This is a genomic window from Rickettsia hoogstraalii, from assembly GCF_000825685.1.
In the GTDB taxonomy this organism is placed as follows: Bacteria; Pseudomonadota; Alphaproteobacteria; order Rickettsiales; family Rickettsiaceae; genus Rickettsia; species Rickettsia hoogstraalii.
In genome coordinates, this window is sequence record NZ_CCXM01000001.1 from 1,158,687 (window position 1) to 1,177,142 (window position 18,456).

Below are 18,456 nucleotides of genomic sequence, written 5' to 3' on the forward strand. Positions count from 1 at the left end.
ATAAACATTATTAATTAGTTGTATTTTTGTTAACTACATTTCTTAATAATAGTAAAAATAGTGAAAAAATTATAAAGACTTAGTGTTGGTTATTCTTGGAGTTATTATTTAAGAAAAACTCTATGTATAAAAAGTTAAGCAAAAAATATTATCTCCCTTACTTTACTCATTCCGAACTTGCCTGTAAACAAACCGGTAAAATAGTACTAGCTGAAGGATTCGCAGAGAAATTAATTGAACTACGTACTATATTCGGTAAATCCATGCCAGTTGTTTCAGGTTGCAGATCACGTGAGTATAATATCAAAATAAAAGGAGCTAAGAACTCTTTTCATATCTACGACTATCCTCACCATAGCGGTAAAGGTTACTGTGCCGTTGATATTGCTACTACAGACTCTAATTATCGAGGTAACCTAACGGCTTTAGCTTGGAGTCTCGGCTGGTCCGTCGGTATTCACAAAAACTTTCTACATATAGATAGACGTATCGATTATACAACCTCTAACCAAATTATGTTTTTGTATGATTGATAAAAAATAAGTTGAAAATAAAATAAATCTTACTACTATAGGCTACAATATTTATTACAATGTAATAATTTAAAAAAAGTTTTTAAAAATGACTATTAATAATAATGTTTATATAAATCAGTTAAAACCAACTGCGAAAGCAGCAATGCTTATTCGTAAACCAATTGACCAAGTATTTGAAGCTTTTATAAATCCTAATATTACTTCAAAATTTTGGTTTACTAAAAGTAGCGATAGACTAGAAGTTAAGAAACAAATCACTTGGACATGGGAAATGTACGGCTTCTCAGCTCAAATTAACGTGCAGGAAATTGAAAAAAATAAAAAAATACTTATTGAATGGGATACGTATAAAATCCCAACATTAGTAGAATGGCAGTTTACTTCGATTAGTTCAGAAGAAACTTTTGTTACTATTACAAATACCGGTTTTATAGGTGATGGTGATGAAGTGATAGAGCAGGCTATTTCTTCAACTGAAGGATTTACCTTAGTACTTGCCGGAGCTAAGGCATTTCTAGAGCATAATATTATTTTAAATCTTGTAATTGATCGCTTTCCTAAAAAATAGATTAATAAAAGAATTAAAACTTTAAATTTTCTTTTAATAGTTTAATATGCGAAAAAAATAAACTTTAGAGATACGCTTCCCATAGTAGCAGCTAAGAATATGCAAACTTCAATTCTAAATCCATTAGTAACAAAACTAAGAACCTTATATAGTTCTCACAATACTTTACCAAAGCTAATAGAAGACGAGAAAATCAAAGCTCAGTCTTTAGAGGAATATTATGTAAAATTACAGATATTACTGAGTGAAGATGATGAAGCAGGTAAAGCAGCATTACGTGATAAAGTTATCGGAGAAAAGAAACCGGTAGAAATAGAGAAAATCTTTAAAGCTATAGATACGGAAAAAAAGATAAGGGAGTTGCTTAAGAAAGAGCTACCTAATAAGGATGATGAGATTGATAATATAGTTGAGTTACTAAACGAAGAAAAAAATGAGAAAAAAAAGTTTGATATACTTCGCAGGAATCTACCTAATAAAAGTGAATCGGAAATAAAAAATATAGCTGAATCAATAAACAGAATTCAAGCGGATGTCGGTAAAGTATTGTTACTCGGTAGTGCAGGAATAGGTAAAACCACGTTAATGCACTATCTATCTTATAAATGGGGAAAAGGAAATTTATGGAACGATAAGTTTAATTACGTGTTTAGAATTAAATTAAAAGAATTGCTAAGCAATTGGACGGGTACGCTACGGTACTGGTATAGATGACGATATACTAAGTTGTTTTATCCATTATTGTCTAGATTCTAAAGATATAAAACTTGAAGATATAAAAAGCATACACGATAAAGATAAAGTATTATTATTACTGGACGGTTATGATGAGGTAGCGTTTTTATCACAAAGTAATCGTGATTACCGAGATATTATGGATTCGGTATTTCAGTATAAAAATATCGTAATGACTTCTAGATCTAATGCGGTTGTAGAAGAAATGAGTAACAGGTTTGAGCGGAAAGTAGAAAATACAGGCTGGGATAGTGAAGGGATAGAGCAATATGTAAATAAAAATTTTGAGTATGATAAAGAGTTAGGAGTGCAATTAAAAAGCTTTTTGGATACTCATAGCCAAATAAAGGAAATATGTGAAGTTCCTATCAATACTGCATTAATATGTTTGGTTTGGAGCGATAAAGATATAAGGGATAAATTTCAAAAAAATAGTAATGAAGATTTTAATATAAGTCAACTATATCATGAAGTAGTAAGTTGGCTTAACAATAGGCATTTAGAAAAAACACAAAATAAATATAAAAATAAAACCGAAGCTAATAATCACTTAAAAAAACAAAATGAGTTTTTTAGAACAGATAGCCTACGAGTCATTTGTTGCGACAGGGAAGTTAGTAGAGAACAAAGTAGTAGAAGCAAGAAAGATACATTAGATATAGACGAAGTTATAGAACAAGGGCTATTAAGAAGAGAAGGGCAAAATTTTCAATTTATTCATTTAACATTTCAAGAATATCTAGCTGCATGTTATTTAAAAAATCAGTTAGCAGATAACAACACAAAATACAAAGAAGCGAATTTTATAGGTAAGCATAGAAACGACCCAAAATATCTAATGACTCTGAAGTTTTTAGCAGGGATAGTAAATAATGATGATAATCAAGAATTAATAGAAATATTTTGGGAAGCAGCCATCTGTAACGTTGACGGAATATTAGAACTCGGAATTGAAAGAAAGATTATATTATTAATGCACTTGTTAGCTCAAAGCAAAATTAATGGGAAATTTGATAACAGAATACCGAATTTAAAACAAATCCAAGAGTTAATAGATGAGGTTGTACTAAAAGATATTACAATTTGGGAACAACATATAATAGACAGCGGCTATTTATCGGAAGAGATTGTTAAAACAGTAAATGAAAAATTACGAAAAAGCAAAACTGATTTCCAAGAATTAAAAACATCTGCGGAAATAATAGCCGCTTTAGCAAATAAACATGAATGGGGTAGTAAAACTAAAGTTTATACAAAATTAATCGACCTATTAAAAATTAAAGATCCACAGTTACAGAAAATAGTACTACAAAAATTAGCACAAATATTAGATGAGACAATAGATCAAACAGTATTACAAGAAAGTTTGGAAAGGATAATACTATTTACTAAATACTTGGATATTAAATGAATATATAAATATAACATTAGTCAGAATAATAAATGTCAAGCCTAATTTAGAGAAAGAAATATTAAATCAGATACAAAAACTGGATGATGAATACTTAATTATTAAGAGCTTAGCTGCAATAGTAAGATTAAGACCTATTATAGCAAAAGAGGCATTTAAAATATCGAAAAAACTTATCAATAATTCTGATAATTATTTTAAGTCTGTAATTATTGATAGTTTAATAGAAATAGCAAAAGCAAATACTAATTTAACACAAGAAGCATTTAGCTTATTTAAAAAGCTATTTAGTGATTCTAACGATTATGTCAAGACAGTATAGTTGCTAGTGGTATAGTTGAGATAGTAAAAGCAAATTCTAGTTTAATAGAAGAAGGGATTAATGTGTTTGAAAAACTACTTAGTAATCATAATTATTATGTCAAGTATATGGCTGTTAGTAACATAGTTAAAATAGTAAAAGCAAATCCTAGGTTAGTAGAAGAAAGATTTAGTGAATCTAAAGAGTTACTTAAAAATTCTGAAGGTTATGTCAAGCATATAGTTGCTAATAGTATAGCTAAGATAATAAAAGCAATGCCTGTACAGAAAGAGTCTACCACATTACAGGAGATAGCTAAAATTCGTAATCATTATGCTAAGCCGGTAGTCGCTAGTAGTATAGCTGAAGTAGTAAAAGCAAATCCTAATATAACACAAAACGTATTTATAGGCTTAAAAAATCTACTTAGTGATTCTGATGAAGTTATTAGCTGTGCAGCGGCTCATTGGGATAGCTGAAGTAGTAAAAGTAAGCCCTGATACAATACACGATGTATTTATAGGACTGAAAAATTTATTTATTGATTCTAACGAAAATATCAGATGTGCAGTAGCTGATAGTATAGTTGAAATAGTAAAAGCAATGCCTACACAGGTATCGTTAAAGAACTAAAAGAATTACTTAGTTATTCTAATAAGTATATTAATGGTATAGTTGTTGAGAGTTTAATTGGGATAGTGAAAACAAACTCTAGTTTAGTAGAAGTAGCAGTTATCATATAATGAATTATTAAAAATAACTGCTCTAAACAGAACTAACTATGTTGATAAAGATTTATTTTAGAAATAGAAACAAACACCACCATACACAAAATAACCCACCATCTTACTCAAGAATATGAGAAAAGTAAAAATCCTGAAGTAATAGAATGGTTTAATAAATTGTTTTAACGAATTACCGAATATAAGCGAAACACGAATATTTTTAAAAGAAATATGTAAAAGCATATTAAAAGGTGGGGTTATAAACGAGTCGGAAAGTAAGTTTATTTTGAGCTGTATAAAGAAATATAATTTTACTTTTACGGTATCGGTTAATAAAGAATCAGAAATAGAAGGCAAGATAATATTTGAAGATAGAAACTATGAAATATTTACAACTGATAATTCAGCAAGCAAAATAGTAAGTTTAGAAGAGTTTGCAACTAAATTACTTGCGGAAACAGATGATCCGTTAGCAGAGCAATATAAAACGCATACACCTTTATTCTCAAACAAAGGAGTAGGGCTTAAAATAAATAGCGGCAAGTGACATTAATTACGTAAGTAGTATTACAAATGAAAATACCAAACTTTCCACTGAAAGATATCTTTTATCTTATGCAGGTGATAATAAAGATAAGTTCGTAATGTTGTTAGAAAAAAGAAGTATTTTCGGTGATCATCTAATATATAAATTTAGTGAGGATAATTTAAAGAAAATAGCCACTATTTATCCAGCAGAAATTAGCAAAGAACTAAGAGGGCAACTATTTAACGAATTAGAATCCAAAGAACAATTTAATTGCTTTATTAAGAATGAAAAGCTTAAGTCTGAAGAAGAAAAACGGATATTTAAATGCCTTAACAAACTAAAGTTTGCAACCGAAATAATTCAAGATGCGAAAATAAGGTTGGAAACCAGTAATTTTAAATTACTAGATGCCGGGGCAAATAAAAGATTAGATGCCCATGAAATTAAGATAGACAGTCATAATAAAACACTAAAAGATAGTGGAACAATACAAAAAGCAGAAATTAAGAGAAAAGTTAAAAGTTTAACACAAGAAAGCCCATTATTATACGATTACTGTAATACATTTTATTGGAATATAAAAAATATCATAAATGCTTGCTGTATTGCTGAAACTAAAATATTTAAAAATAATATTAATGAGAAAGAGGGTATAATAAAAATATTATCGAAAAGTCTAGATTTAATAATGAAAAATCTCTTAATAGATGAGTTAAAAAATTTGGCTTGCAGTATAGTAGAAGCAAGGCGTGAGAGAAAGCGTGGGAATGAAGTAACTAGTATAAACGATATTATTCGCAATGCAATTGGAATGGAAGATTTAGACGATAGCTTAAAGAAAATAGCTATTAATAAAACGCAAGAACGTAAAAACGAAATAATAAATCTTTCAAAAGCACCTATATCAAATTCTCCGAAATCTCAAACTACAACACGAAAATTAGGTAATATGGTTAAAGAATTCGTATTTCCTAAAGCTTTAAAAAGACATGACATGGATAATTTAGATAATTTAGCCGTGCAACTAGCTTTAAAGGACTCTATTTTATTTATTGAATCTTTATATACAAACCGTGATGATATATTGAATAAAAAAAATGATCTATTTTTTAGAAAAAAATAATATAAAGAAGATTTTTGATAGACAAGCTTAATAATATTAATAAAACAGAATGAAGTTGCTTAAATACCAAAGAGTTAAAATTATCATGCTTCCTTAGGATTAAAAAACTATTTATTATTGCAATTTTTTAATTTTTACTTTAATTGTAATCAACTATTATTAATAAAAATAAGAAATGATTTTTATGGAAGATTTAAGCTCTTGGAAAGAAAAGTTTGAAACTTGTATTTACGCTAAAAAACTATTAGACAAAATCGAATATTTAAACACTAAAGTAAAAAATCCTGTTGATATAGAAGAAATTAAAAAAGGTATCTACTACGCTCGCAAATATCACGGCTTACAAATGCGTCAATCAGGCGATCCTTATTATTCTCACCCGATTGAAGTAACGATTATGCTCGCAGAGTTTGTAGCCGAAGAAGCTCCTAAGCTTTATAATGATATTATGCTGCAAGCCGCTTTGCTGCATGATACTATTGAGGATACAGAACTTACTGAAGAAATGATAACTAAGATTTTTGGTATAGAAGTAGCGAAACATGTAGAGGGATTAACTAGAATCAAACCATATGGTAAAATTAGTGCAGAGGAAAGCTTAAATTTATTAATTAATGAGAAACGACATGATACAGCTCTTATAAAATTATTTGATCGCATACATAACATTCAAACGCTAGGAGCTAAATCACCTGAAAAGGCTAGGAAAATAATTGAAGAGACACTAAAAAAGTTTTTAATTTTAAGTATGTATTTAGGAATACCAAAAATAAAAAATAAATTATTAGAACTATGTTTAAAAAAATTAGAAGATAATGATGTTATTTCTAAAAGTAGTTCTGACTTTTCTTTTCTAACTGCTCAAAATGCAGTAACCCGTATCCGTAACCTATACTTATCGGAATCGCAATAAATAATACTCCCCAGTGACCAAAATAATTTACTAAATATATCATACCAAACGAAGTAGCCACATGTATTAAAGCACGAGATAAGGTGTATAAAAAGCTCGAATAAGTGAATCTTTTGAAAACCGGAAAATGTTTAAAGAAAATTGGTATAGCAGGAACATCCCCTAAGCCAATAACAGCTAGTGTTAACTGAATAATAAATAATTCTGTAGGAGAAGTGATATTATTTAGTAAATGCGGAACAATAACAATAAATAATGAAAAGGTAGCTAAAAATCCTTTAAGAATCTTTAAAGGATTTATTATACCACTTAAGTAACATCTAAGGACTAAAGCTAATCCAAACTGTATTATAGATACAAAGAAATTATGAGTTATAACTTGTTCAGAAGTATAATGAAAAGTATCTTTCAAAATATTGCTACAATAGAAAAATACAAGATAAAAAGTGACAGGCCATGAGCATTGAATTAGAAAATATGATAAAGATGTTTTCCAGTTAACTTTTTCTTTCCAAATCGGATCATTTTCCAGTAATTTTATATCCATATTAGCTTTACTAAAGCTATTTTTAACTTGTTGTTTAGCATCTATAAAATCACGAGTTTCGCGTAAACGTGTTCTAGCATAAATTCCTGTTATAGCAATTACTGTTCCTATAAAAAAAGCTATACGCCAGTTAAATCCAAAGTGAGTAATTAATGAAGCCAGTCCTAATGCTGCAACCCCTCCAAGTACTGAAAAACAAGCGACCAATGCTACAATTGGATATTGTTTAGGAGGTGATATTATTTCTGTAAGATAAAGCTCTGCTCCTATTAACTCGCCTAGAGACGATATACCTTGAATAATACGACATATTGTAACGATCCAAGTAGCAGTAATTCCTATTTGAGCATAAGTAGGTAACCCAGCCATAATAGCACAAGAAATAGCCATTAAAATTGTAGTTATAATTACTGTAGATTTACGTCCATATTTATCGCCCATCCACCCGAACAATAAAGCACCAAAAGGTCTAAAAACAAATGTAGAGCAAAAAGCACTAGCAGAATATATAGCAGCAGTTTTGGTATCAGCTTTTGGAAAAAATAACTCATTAAGCAGTACTGTCATATGTACATAAATCATTAAATCGAAATACTCAAGGAAAGTTCCTAAAGATAATATTCCAACAGCTTCTTTTTGTTCTCTTGTTAACTTTCTCTGTTCTTTTGCATATCCTAGCATCGTTTCTTTACTGTTTAAAATAAAAGTCAATAAGAAATTTCGTTTTATACGATAAATAGAAAAATGAAGTGCAACTTATTATCAATTTTATAAATATAATTGAACTAGTTTAAAGTGGTATGCCCGTGTACTTGAGCATTCATCACAAGCCCAAAGCCTATTAGCATAGAGGCGATCATTGTTCCGCCGTAAGAAATAAACGGTAAAGGTACGCCTACTACGGGAAGCAAGCCCATAACCATAGCTATATTAATAAATACGTGACTAAATAAAATCGAAGTAATACCTATTACCATTAATTTACTAAAAATCTCTCGGCAATTTGCAGCAATTAATAAAGAAATAGTTATAAGTGCAAAATATAATATTAGTAAAAACATTCCTCCTATAAAGCCGAACTCTTCAGCAAAGGTAGCAAAGATAAAGTCGGTTTGATGTTCGGGAAGAAAATCCAAATGGCTTTGGCTCCCTTGATTTAAACCGCGTCCAAATAGGCTACCTGAACCTATAGCGATTTTAGACTGAATAATATTATAGCTAGCACCGAGCGGATCATGTTCAGGATTTAAAAAAACCATTACCCGTTTTTTTTGATAATCATACATCATATTCCAAGCGATAGGCAGGCTAATAAGAGCAGCAAGACCTAGTATTATAAAATATTTTATTCTAAAACCTGCTGCAAAAAATATAATTGCCGAAACAATTAAAACAATCATTCCCGTCCCTAAATCAGGTTCTCTAATTATTAGAAAAGCCGGTATTAAAACTCCGATAATTGGTATGATAACTTTATGGAATTTTGTTAGATCATCAATTGTTAGTGAATGGAAATATTTAGCAAGCATTAGTACAACGGCAATTTTTATCGGTTCGGAAGGCTGAAGCTTAACTATACCGATATCAATCCATCTTTTACCGCCCATGGCAGTTGAGCCGAAAAGCTCCACGGCTACTAGTAAAGCCAGCACGCAAAAATAGAAGATATATGATAACCTAAATATTATTCGTAAATCAATTAATGCAATAATAATGGCTAAAGGCAAGAATATACAAAAATTTATAATTTGTTTGTAAGCCCAGGGTTGTAAATTACTATTCGCTGCAGAATAAAGCACAATGAAACCAATACAGCAAATTAAGCTAATTAGTAAAATTAAAGTAATCGGTAATTTTTGTAATTGTTCTAGATAATTTTTATGCATTTGGTTTTTTATATTTATTCTGTCATGCCGTGGAGGAGGACAGCATTGTTTGTGTAGATACCTAATCGTCATTGCGAGCAGCCGTAGGCTGCGTGGCAATCTCATGAAATAATAACAAAACTCCTGAGATTGCTTAGTCAATTGCTATGCAATTTCCTCGCAATGACGATTAGTTATCCAAAGTCTTTAAACCTCCACATTAAATATATTAAAAATAAATACTAATTCGTCGGCTATCTCTTTCAAATAATCAAAGCGACCGGCAGAACCCTTATGTCCCGTATCCATATTCGTTTTTAATAATAAGGGATTATTATCCGTTTTTAGTTCTCGTAATTTTGCTACCCATTTAGCAGGTTCCCAGTAACCTACACGTGGGTCGGATATACCGCAAGTAATGAATAGAGCAGGATAGTTTTGTGCTTTTACGTTATCATAAGGAGAATATGATTTAATATATTCAAAATATTCTTTCTCTTTCGGATTACCCCATTCATTATATTCTAAAAGAGTTAGCGGTAAGCTTTCATCAAGCATGGTATTAAGTACGTCTACAAATGGTACATGAGCAACGGCTAATTTATAGAGTTCAGGTTTTTCGTTTAGTACGTAACCGATTAACATACCGCCGGCACTACCGCCCATTATTACTATATTGTTGTTACTTGTATATTGCTCATTAATTAAAGCTTTACTACAAGCTATGAAGTCTTCAAAGGTTCTTTTTTTGGTTAAAAACTTAGCAGCTTCATACCAGTCATGACCTAGATCATCGCCACCTCTAATATGAGCAACCGCGTAAATAAAACCACGATCAGCAAGTGTCACTGCCGTATTTCTAAAATTGACAGGCATGCTAATCCCGTAAGCTCCGTATCCCATTAGATATAAAGGATTTGAGCCGTCTTTTTTAAATAAAGATTTTTTGTAGAATAAAGTAATAGGTACTTTTACGTCACCATTATCTGCAAATATTCTCTCTACTTTATACTCTTCAGGATTAAAGCCTGAAGGTATTTCTTGGGTCTTTAATATCGTTAATTTATCACTAGACCTCTTCGGAAACTCTACTTCTAGGGGTAATTGGGACAATGATCCGGTACTCGCATCTGCGCGATCGCTTTTGTACGCTGCGGTGCTGTGTTCCGTGTCTCCTTCAAATTCCTCCCTATAAGCGAATTTCTGAAGAGGTCTACTATCAAAATCGTAGCTATAAGTAGTATTTGGTCTTGCTAGAGAAGAGTAATCTATTCTGATATCGTCTTCCTCAAAGTTTGTAGAAAAGCTACTTGCTTGGAAACTTTCGTCAGGAAAATGAATTGTTTTTTCGTGTAGATCTTTAAATCGCTTTATTTTAATAAGTGGTAATCCGTTATCACGATAATTTAAGATTAAATAATTATTTGTAAAATCAAAGCTTTTTAAATATTTGTCCTGTTCTTCTTTAATATAAATATCATCCCAGCTAGTATTTTCAAAATTATTTATCGGCAGTTTTACAACATGGAAATTTTTAGCTTTAAAATTAGTTTTAATATAAAAATAATCGCCATTATGTTCTATTTCATAGAATATTTTATTTTCTGCGGCTCGTACTAATTTAGGAATGAAATTATCATCCTGCATAGAAATTACATAAATTTCATTTTCATTATGATCGCCTGAATTTATAAAAATATATTCGTTACTTGCAGATTTCTCACAGCTGATAAAATGAAGAGGGTTTTTTACCTCAAATATTAATTTATCCTGAGTAACATCTTCACCTAGACGGTGAAACATTACCTTATCCCAGCGTTGATTCTCATTAATAGTAATATAGAAAAAGCCGTTTAATTTTTCATGCCAAATCACAGTAGGAGCTATATCCGTTACATTATCAGGTAAGTATTTTTGCTCTTTAAGATTGTATATTTTGATATTATATTGCTCATTGCCTGTAAAATTAACGCTATAAGCCATTAAATTTTGATTAGGTGACATTGCGACTTTGGCAACATCGGTAAAACCGCCGTTTGGAGTAAGAAGGTTGACGTCTAATATTACTTCTTCAGCAGCATTCATATTATTATGCTTTCTGCAATATATCGGATAATTTTTATTACCCTCTACTCTATGGTAATAGTAATAATCTTTTTTCTTAACATAAACTGATTCATCGTCTAATTTGACCCGTCCTTTTAATTCCTCAAAAATCTTTTCTTTATCTTTTTGTAAATCAGCAAAGAAATTTTCGGTATATTTATTTTCAGCCTTTAAGTAGTCTAGAATTTTAGAGTCTTCTACATTTGGCCATTTAGGATCACGTAGCCATTGATAATCATCGTTTATTGTTGTTTCGTGAACTTCAAAGCTATAATTTTGTTTATTTGCGATTGGTGGTTTCATGGTTTTTATTTTTTGTGTTGTTATTCCTAAAGTCGTCATTGCGAGGAGGCGTAGGCGACGCGGCAATCTTATGAAATAGTAACAAACTCCTGAGATTGCCGCGTCGCTGCTAACGCAACTCCTCGCAATGACGTTGAGTTACTGTAATGTTAAAATCAAACTAATTAATAGGAATAATATAATAAATATAGCAGTTTGCTGATTATGCCAAGCAGATATTTTACCTAAAATATTATCCCAAATAACCTTAAAATTAAGATATTCTTCTGTATCTTCGGTACTGTCTGTCCTTTCTTTATATTTATCGATACTGAAATATATAAATTTTTCAATATATTGGTATAGGTCAAGGTTTATGTTTTCTGTCGAAATGCGTGGTATTTTTCTAAATATTAAAGCCAATAATACTGAGATTGCAAGGATAACTAGCTTAAAATTAGCAGTATGTGATATTTGAATAGGGTAGAATAAACATACGCATAAAGTTATGATGCACGAGGAGAGGTAGATTAAGTCCCTGAACGTTATTGCGAGGAAAAACTGTAAGTTTTGACGAAGCAATCTCAGGATATTTGACGAGATTGCCATGCTCCTTTTAGTCCCTCGCAATGACGATAGCAAACTCTCCATCAACAACCCAAATAACACGGTACAAGTTGCTATCTTGGAAAATATAATAATATTATTTGCATCTAAAAGATTGGCAATTCCGTCTTTGATATAAGAAGAATTAATAGGCAGTATAAATGTATATATTAATATGCTAACTACAAACCCGCCTAATAAAATAAAATTAATTTGAGTATTCTGAAGATCTTGGTAATTTTTAATACTGTATTCATCTTCTATATAGGTAAAATATAAAGCAAATAACCCATTATATAGTATATGTATGAATATAAAGCTTGTAATAAGATAAGCTATGTTTGGAGAATTTATACTAATAGCTGCTAATATAAAACCAAGCTGCGAAACTGTAAGATAGCATATTAATCGTTTAAGGTTTTTCTCAATTAGAGAAAATACTAACCCGTAAATAATTATTGATATTCCAAAAAACTTAAGTATCTCAAGACCGCTAAATAATTTTAAAATGATAATTAAAGTAACTTTAGTAGTAAAACTTATTAAATATACAATACCGCTACTTGAAGCTGCAGGATAGCAATTAACTACCCAGCCGTTTACAAAAATAGCTGAAGCATTAATCAAACAACCTGCAAGTATGAATATTGCCGGTAACTCAAAATTATATTCCGTTAAAGAAATAAAAGCTGTATTACCTGTTGCTTGGATTAGAAGAGTCATGCCAATTAAAATTAGCCCGCTGCTGAATAAATGAGTGAGGAAATATTGACGTGCCGGTTTTATCTTTAATTGGTCACAAAAAATAATTATGCAGGCAAAAATCGTCATGAATTCAAGCGAGATTATCATAGAAATAAAATCAGCCGCAAATACGCATATAATAGAGGATAAACAGTATAAACTACCTATTAACGTCTCTAACTTTCTATTTTGAGAAATTGTATAAAGACTTAAGATAGCAGTAATAATTAGAAATGCGAGAGCTATTAGCTGATTTTGTGGGTTAAAATCAAACATAAGCTCAAAATTAGTAAGCGGAAATGTAAATCTGGTATTTTGAATAAACATTTTAATCTTTAGAAGAAACTGTTAAAACCTCTAGTCCTTGAATCCTTTTAAAGTCTTTTACATTTAGAGTTAATAAAGGATAACCATGCGTTATTGCCGTTGTTGCAATTAGCATGTCATTAGTATCGATAGTTATCTTTTCTTTACGTAAATTGTCTATAATTTTTGCATATATACGGGCTTCTTCAGTCTTAAAAGGTATTACTATAAGTGAATTGATTATATATTCGATAAAAACTAAACGTTTAATACGTCTATTTTCATTATCGGCCCTATCCACACCTATTAATAATTCCGTTAAAGTAATAGGACTAATATAGCATTGTTCATATTCTTCTAGTACCTTATAGGCTAATCTACCTCTCTCTAAATCCACTAATATAGAGGTATCAATAACTACTTCCATTTATCATCTCTTTTAAAATCATATTTTTGACGTGCTTCATACACGACTTTTTTAAATTGTGCGGCATCATCATGGTCTAATATAGGTGCATGCTCAAAAAACTCTTTTAACGTTTTTTTTGGTTTGTCAGCTGCATGTACAGGCGTAATTCTTGCTACGATATGGTTACCTTTTTGAACATCAAAACTCTCTCCTTTATAGTAAACTCTGTTCATAATATCTGAAAAAGATCGTACAAATTCTGTTGCTCTAATAATTTGTGCCATATTTATCCTCAAAAATAATTGCATATTGTATGATTATAAGTAAATACATAAATTATGTAAATACATATTTATGTAATGTAAGCTAAAAATTCTCTAATTAAGATTTGGATAAAGTAAAATAATGTTATAGCTAAAGCACAAATTATTATACTAATTTGCATAGAGTAGGGGAGTGGTTTTGTTACGCTAGATTCTATAAAAGAAGGTTTATAAATAGAGCTTAATATTTTGAGAAGGTAAAGGCTTGAAAATATGCTACTAGCTATTACGACAATCATAACTATGATTTGGTTCTGCTCGCTTGCAGCAAGCAATATTGAGAATTTGCTGATAAATCCGCTAAAGATGGGTATACCGATTAATGATAATGAAGAGATAAATATAATAAAAGAAATTAAAGGAAATTCTTTGGATGTACCATGTAAATTCTGTACTTGATCGGCTTTCTTTAAACTGTAAATACTTCCCATACTATAAAATAAGCAGATTTTTGTAAAAGAATGCGAAACCAAATGTAAGGTGGCAGCTCCAAGTGCTTTAGGTGTTAACATGAAAGCACTAAGTAAGGCAAGGCTTAATTGGTTCATAGTGGAGTAGGCGAGTATTTTTTTGATATTATCCGTGCCTAGTGCTTTGAGTGAGCTGTAAAATATACTCACTATCGGTATAAAAATTAACCAGTTAAACTCGGCAAATATCATTTGTAAATACGATAAACCGAATATATATAATAGGATTTTGTAAATACAAAATAATCCGGTTTTAACAACTATTACAGCGTGCAATAAACTACTAACGGGGTAATGGGCAACCATTGCGGCGGGAAGCCATGAATGTACTGGAAAAATTGCAGTTTTAGCAATACCAAAAATAAACATTAATAATAAGATAATGGATTGGCTTTGAGAAAAATAATTTTCTACTAGGCTGCCGCTTGCAAAATCTCCGTTACCGGTTTTAGCATAAATAATTATCACTGCCGGTAAAAATAATATTGTGGCAGAAATCATCAGAATTTTTAGATATTTATATAACCCACTAAGTACTATATTATTTTTAGTATGTCCTACTAAAAAAGCTGTAGAAATAGTTAAAAGCTCATAGCAAATAAACATCGTGAATAAATTGCTAGATAAGGCAATAAAAACACCGATTAGAATAGTTAAATTAAAGAAAAATAAAAATCTAGAAGAGTTTTCTATATTATTAATAGCAAGATATTTAGGAGTGTAAAGTAAAGCACAAATCCATAAAAAGCCTATTAAGCTTAAGAATATAAGCCCTAAAGGTTCAAGATGGAATCCTATAGAGTAATTACCGAATATATTAAATTCAAAGCCTGCTCTAATACCTTTTAAAAACAACCAGTCTATAATTAAAATATTACCGAAGAAAAAAATAGCGATAGTAATAAGTAAAAAATTACGTATAAAGCTATCTTTTTTAGTGGCATACGGACTAGTTAAGTTTAATGCACCAACTAGCAAAGTTGATAGAATCAAAAGACTCGGAGTAGTAAATTGTGTAATCATGTTTTCCCTTGTTACCTAGTTCGCTTGACCTTATAGTATCGGATAGTTTTGAAAAGCCCCGTCATTGCGAGCCAGCATTTATGCTGGCGTGGCAATCTCAGGAGTTTTTTTATCTTATTAGATTGCCGCGTCGTTGCTAACGCAACTCCTCGCAAGGTATTGTTGCGTGGATCAATTTCGCCTCTGTCATCCCGTAGTCAAGCCACGGGGTGACACCGAGCCGTCATTGCGAGCGACTGTAAGGAGCGTGGCAATCTCGTCAAATATCCTGAGATTTGCTTCGTCAAAACTTACAGTTTTTCCTCGCAATGACGGATAAACCGGTCCACGCAACAATGCCTCCTCGCAATGATGAGGGATTTTCATAATGTCAAAGGTTAATCAATTCTTCCAAAAAGTAACTTTCACCATTTTATAATGATAAAATAGTGATCCTACGGAGCTTAGTAAGATTATAACAAAATCTAATAATAGTTTTTGTCTAAAAAATAATTCGAGAATATTTATTTTGATAAAAAATAATGGGCTGATAGGTAAGCCGCAGCTGCAAATAATAATAATTATGGTTAAAACTTTGTTAGAATTCTTTTTATAGCTTTCATTATAAGCATCTATCAAGAAAAGAGCTATTTTATTTATACTGTCCGCAAGTAATAAGCTCGGTAAAATTGTTATACCGCCCTCAGTAACATATAATAGAAATACATAACCTATTTGAGTGAAACATGAATAAATTATAATATTCTTGAAGTCTTCTGCTCGGTAAGCAAAATACGGAGCTATAATAAGAGTAGCTAAAGCAATAGGTTTTATAAAATTTGTAATAGAAGTTTTAATCGTCTCATAGCCTATAATAATATAAGTAAATTTATATATTATATATATTCCTATTATAGTAGAAATCCCTGCTAAATATACTAAAGTGACTGAAGCCGTGTTATTATAAGCTCTCATCATCCAAAAATGCATAGGGAAAAAAGCTGTTTTTAAAATAGCTCCTGTTAAGAAAAAACCGATAGCTATAATGATTATACGGGAATTGGTATGTTCCTGTAAATAAGCTGCAACATCATACATATTTAAGCTACCCGTAATGCTTAGCAAAAATCCTATGGCTATAAGAATAAGAGTTGCACCAATACTACCCATTATCAAGTAGTCAAAAGCTCCGATTAAAGATTTTGGGTTATTACCTGAGGCTATCAATACATAGCTACTAAGTGCCGAAATTTCTATAAACACATATAAATTAAAGAAATCATTAGTACTAATCATTCCTAAATAGCCCGTATGAGCGAATAATAATATACCGTAAAATAAAGATTTTCTATTATTGTTGATATATTTTAAGATTGTTCGATTAGTAATCTTATGACAAAAAACTAAAAAGAATAATAAAACCAAGTTAAGATAAATAATAATAGCTTGATTTAGTGAATTTAGCCGATATTCTATTCCTATTTTTGAACTCCATCCTCCCATGGTATAAGATAGCTCCGTATTTTGTATAACACTATATCCATAAACACTGACCAAAAGACTAGATAAAATGCAAATCGTAGTAATTACTCGTGCAAAGGTAATAAAGCGAAAAGATATTATTGAGAGTAAAGCCCCGAATAAAGGCAATAATATTTGTATGATAGGGAAATGGTTAGCTAGGATCATTTATCAAAATTAATTTCATTTTCTGATATTGTACCAAAATGTTTATAAATTTGATATATTAAACTTAAAGCTACGCTAAGAGTAGCAAACCCAACTACTATAGCAGTTAGCATTAATACATGAGGCAAAGGGCTAGTGTAAGTAGTTAGCCCATCTTGTAAAATAGGTACACCGCCTGTTTTAATTTTTCCGATACTTAAATAAAATACTAACACCGAACTTTGAAATATTCCAAGCCCGATAATTTTATGAATATAATTACGGCTTGTAAGCATTATAAATAAGCCGCTAGTTAGTAACATCAAGGTAAAGAAATATATTAAATGTGACATAATTATATTGTTATTGTAAGAAAAGCATTGTTACGTGAATCAGTTTCATCGTCATTGCGAGAAGAAACTGTAAGTTTCGACGAAGCAATCCAGTAAAAAATTCTGTAAATCAGAATTTTTTTAATTATTTTCTGGATTGCCACGCTGCTTCGCTCCTCGCAATGACGTTGGTAGACATTACTAGTACGCTTTGAAAGACTGATTAAATACGCATGTGACTTTTTTACCCTTACGTATAGCGAGCTTAGGAAAAACCTGTTCAAGGATCACCATATTAGGATTATCTTGAGCAAGGCGATAATTTACTAAAGATTCTCGAAGTGAATCATCTACAGCAAAAATACCGGAAATTTCAGCGTTTTTATCTCTAAATTGTAGATAAGTAAACTCGCCGTCGTCAAAAATTTTAATAGGAGCTATTTCTTCGCTGCCGCTAATATAATAATTAAAGTTATATTTTTCAGGATGAGTAAGATCGGGACTGGCTAGGGAAGCAGAAAAAGTTTGCATATGACCGCTCATATTGTCATTTTCGTCATCCGGGTAAAGAAACTTTACGTTAAAGACCATTTCAGGATCACGCATATCAAGAGTTTCGGCGGCATATAGTTCAAAGAAATAAGTCCGTTTATTAGTAATTAAAGTCATATTAGTAGTAGCATCCGGTTCCATCGGTTTAATAAAAATCCTATGACCGGCAGGTACTATTTGCCATGAAGTAGTATCTCCCATAGAAATACTGACTATTTCCTCATCTCTTGCTAGTTCTATACTTGCTTGATAGCCGTAATATCCTGTGAATTTGAAAACATCGTCAGGGTTATAAGTCATAACTCTTAGACGCGGGTCTCGACCTAGAGGTCGTGATATAGTAAGAGCAAATACATCTAATGTAAGTATTATAAAAGTACAAAATATTATTAGTTGCTTCATA

At 30.9% G+C, this 18,456-nt stretch carries 19 protein-coding genes and 2 pseudogenes; 9 read left to right on the plus strand and 12 right to left on the minus strand.

The annotated features are described in order from the left end of the window. Nucleotides 1–122: 122 nt before the first annotated feature. The 9 genes from BN1174_RS06030 (at nt 123) to BN1174_RS06070 (ending at nt 6,841) form a co-directional block, all read left to right on the plus strand. Nucleotides 123–533, plus strand: a complete 411-nt coding sequence (locus tag BN1174_RS06030; RefSeq protein WP_040257326.1) for a D-Ala-D-Ala carboxypeptidase family metallohydrolase — start codon at nt 123–125, stop codon at nt 531–533. 88 nt (nt 534–621) lie between these two features. Beyond that, complete coding sequence (locus BN1174_RS06035; RefSeq protein ID WP_052454749.1) at nt 622–1,104, plus strand: SRPBCC family protein; 483 nt, start codon at nt 622–624, stop codon at nt 1,102–1,104. Between the two features lie 99 nt (nt 1,105–1,203). Then, nucleotides 1,204–1,818, plus strand: a complete 615-nt coding sequence (locus BN1174_RS11855; protein WP_082022316.1) for an NACHT domain-containing protein — start codon at nt 1,204–1,206, stop codon at nt 1,816–1,818. 193 nt (nt 1,819–2,011) lie between these two features. Further along, on the plus strand, nt 2,012–3,250 hold the full coding sequence (locus BN1174_RS11860) for an NACHT domain-containing protein (protein WP_231555815.1): 1,239 nt from the start codon (nt 2,012–2,014) through the stop codon (nt 3,248–3,250). 384 nt (nt 3,251–3,634) lie between these two features. Beyond that, nucleotides 3,635–4,030 carry a hypothetical protein gene (locus tag BN1174_RS06050; protein WP_040257328.1) on the plus strand — a complete coding sequence of 132 codons (396 nt, stop codon included), beginning with the start codon at nt 3,635–3,637 and terminating at the stop codon, nt 4,028–4,030. Continuing rightward, nucleotides 4,005–4,184 (plus strand): hypothetical protein, encoded by a 180-nt coding sequence (locus BN1174_RS10945; protein ID WP_197062054.1) that lies wholly within the window; start codon nt 4,005–4,007, stop codon nt 4,182–4,184. Before BN1174_RS06050 ends, BN1174_RS10945 begins: the two co-directional genes overlap by 26 nt. A 378-nt stretch (nt 4,185–4,562) precedes the next feature. Further along, a complete protein-coding gene (locus BN1174_RS10950) occupies nt 4,563–4,823 on the plus strand; it encodes a hypothetical protein (protein WP_040257330.1) in 261 nt (86 codons plus the stop codon). A 97-nt stretch (nt 4,824–4,920) separates the two neighbouring features. Next, nucleotides 4,921–5,928, plus strand: coding sequence for a hypothetical protein (locus tag BN1174_RS11865; protein WP_231555816.1), 1,008 nt, complete (start codon nt 4,921–4,923; stop codon nt 5,926–5,928). 184 nt (nt 5,929–6,112) lie between these two features. Next, a complete protein-coding gene (locus BN1174_RS06070) occupies nt 6,113–6,841 on the plus strand; it encodes an HD domain-containing protein (protein WP_040257332.1) in 729 nt (242 codons plus the stop codon). Here the strand turns inward: BN1174_RS06070 and BN1174_RS06075 are convergent. From BN1174_RS06075 to virB9, 12 genes and pseudogenes are all read right to left on the minus strand, one after another. Further along, nucleotides 6,756–8,069, minus strand: a complete 1,314-nt coding sequence (locus BN1174_RS06075) for an MFS transporter (RefSeq protein WP_040257334.1) — start codon at nt 8,067–8,069, stop codon at nt 6,756–6,758. The genes BN1174_RS06070 and BN1174_RS06075 overlap by 86 nt on opposite strands. 104 nt (nt 8,070–8,173) lie before the next feature. Then, entirely contained in the window at nt 8,174–9,274 is a 1,101-nt protein-coding gene (gene rodA, locus BN1174_RS06080) for a rod shape-determining protein RodA (RefSeq protein WP_040257336.1), read from the minus strand. 186 nt (nt 9,275–9,460) lie between these two features. Beyond that, nucleotides 9,461–10,327 (minus strand): annotated as a pseudogene (locus BN1174_RS13170) (prolyl oligopeptidase family serine peptidase); the annotation flags it as partial. Nucleotides 10,328–10,471: 144 nt separating this feature from the next. After that, nucleotides 10,472–11,662: pseudogene (locus BN1174_RS13180) on the minus strand (S9 family peptidase); the annotation flags it as partial. A gap of 138 nt (nt 11,663–11,800) precedes the next feature. After that, complete coding sequence (locus BN1174_RS06090; protein WP_040257340.1) at nt 11,801–13,318, minus strand: proton-conducting transporter transmembrane domain-containing protein; 1,518 nt, start codon at nt 13,316–13,318, stop codon at nt 11,801–11,803. Nucleotide 13,319: 1 nt separating this feature from the next. Continuing rightward, complete coding sequence (locus tag BN1174_RS06095; RefSeq protein ID WP_040257342.1) at nt 13,320–13,724, minus strand: PIN domain-containing protein; 405 nt, start codon at nt 13,722–13,724, stop codon at nt 13,320–13,322. Next, on the minus strand, nt 13,715–13,990 hold the full coding sequence (locus BN1174_RS06100) for a hypothetical protein (protein ID WP_040257344.1): 276 nt from the start codon (nt 13,988–13,990) through the stop codon (nt 13,715–13,717). Before BN1174_RS06100 ends, BN1174_RS06095 begins: the two co-directional genes overlap by 10 nt. A 68-nt stretch (nt 13,991–14,058) precedes the next feature. Continuing rightward, the gene (locus tag BN1174_RS06105) at nt 14,059–15,522 is read right to left on the minus strand and encodes a proton-conducting transporter transmembrane domain-containing protein (RefSeq protein ID WP_040257346.1); all 1,464 of its coding nucleotides are present in this window, start codon (nt 15,520–15,522) and stop codon (nt 14,059–14,061) included. 186 nt (nt 15,523–15,708) lie between these two features. Continuing rightward, entirely contained in the window at nt 15,709–15,888 is a 180-nt protein-coding gene (locus tag BN1174_RS10170; RefSeq protein WP_156138521.1) for a hypothetical protein, read from the minus strand. 15 nt (nt 15,889–15,903) lie between these two features. Then, entirely contained in the window at nt 15,904–17,190 is a 1,287-nt protein-coding gene (locus tag BN1174_RS06110; protein ID WP_040257348.1) for a proton-conducting transporter transmembrane domain-containing protein, read from the minus strand. Further along, nucleotides 17,187–17,522 (minus strand): Na+/H+ antiporter subunit C, encoded by a 336-nt coding sequence (locus tag BN1174_RS06115; protein WP_040257350.1) that lies wholly within the window; start codon nt 17,520–17,522, stop codon nt 17,187–17,189. The genes BN1174_RS06110 and BN1174_RS06115 overlap by 4 nt, the downstream gene beginning before the upstream one ends. A 180-nt stretch (nt 17,523–17,702) precedes the next feature. Next, the gene (gene virB9 / locus BN1174_RS06120; RefSeq protein WP_008580257.1) at nt 17,703–18,455 is read right to left on the minus strand and encodes a P-type conjugative transfer protein VirB9; all 753 of its coding nucleotides are present in this window, start codon (nt 18,453–18,455) and stop codon (nt 17,703–17,705) included. Nucleotide 18,456: the final 1 nt, after the last annotated feature.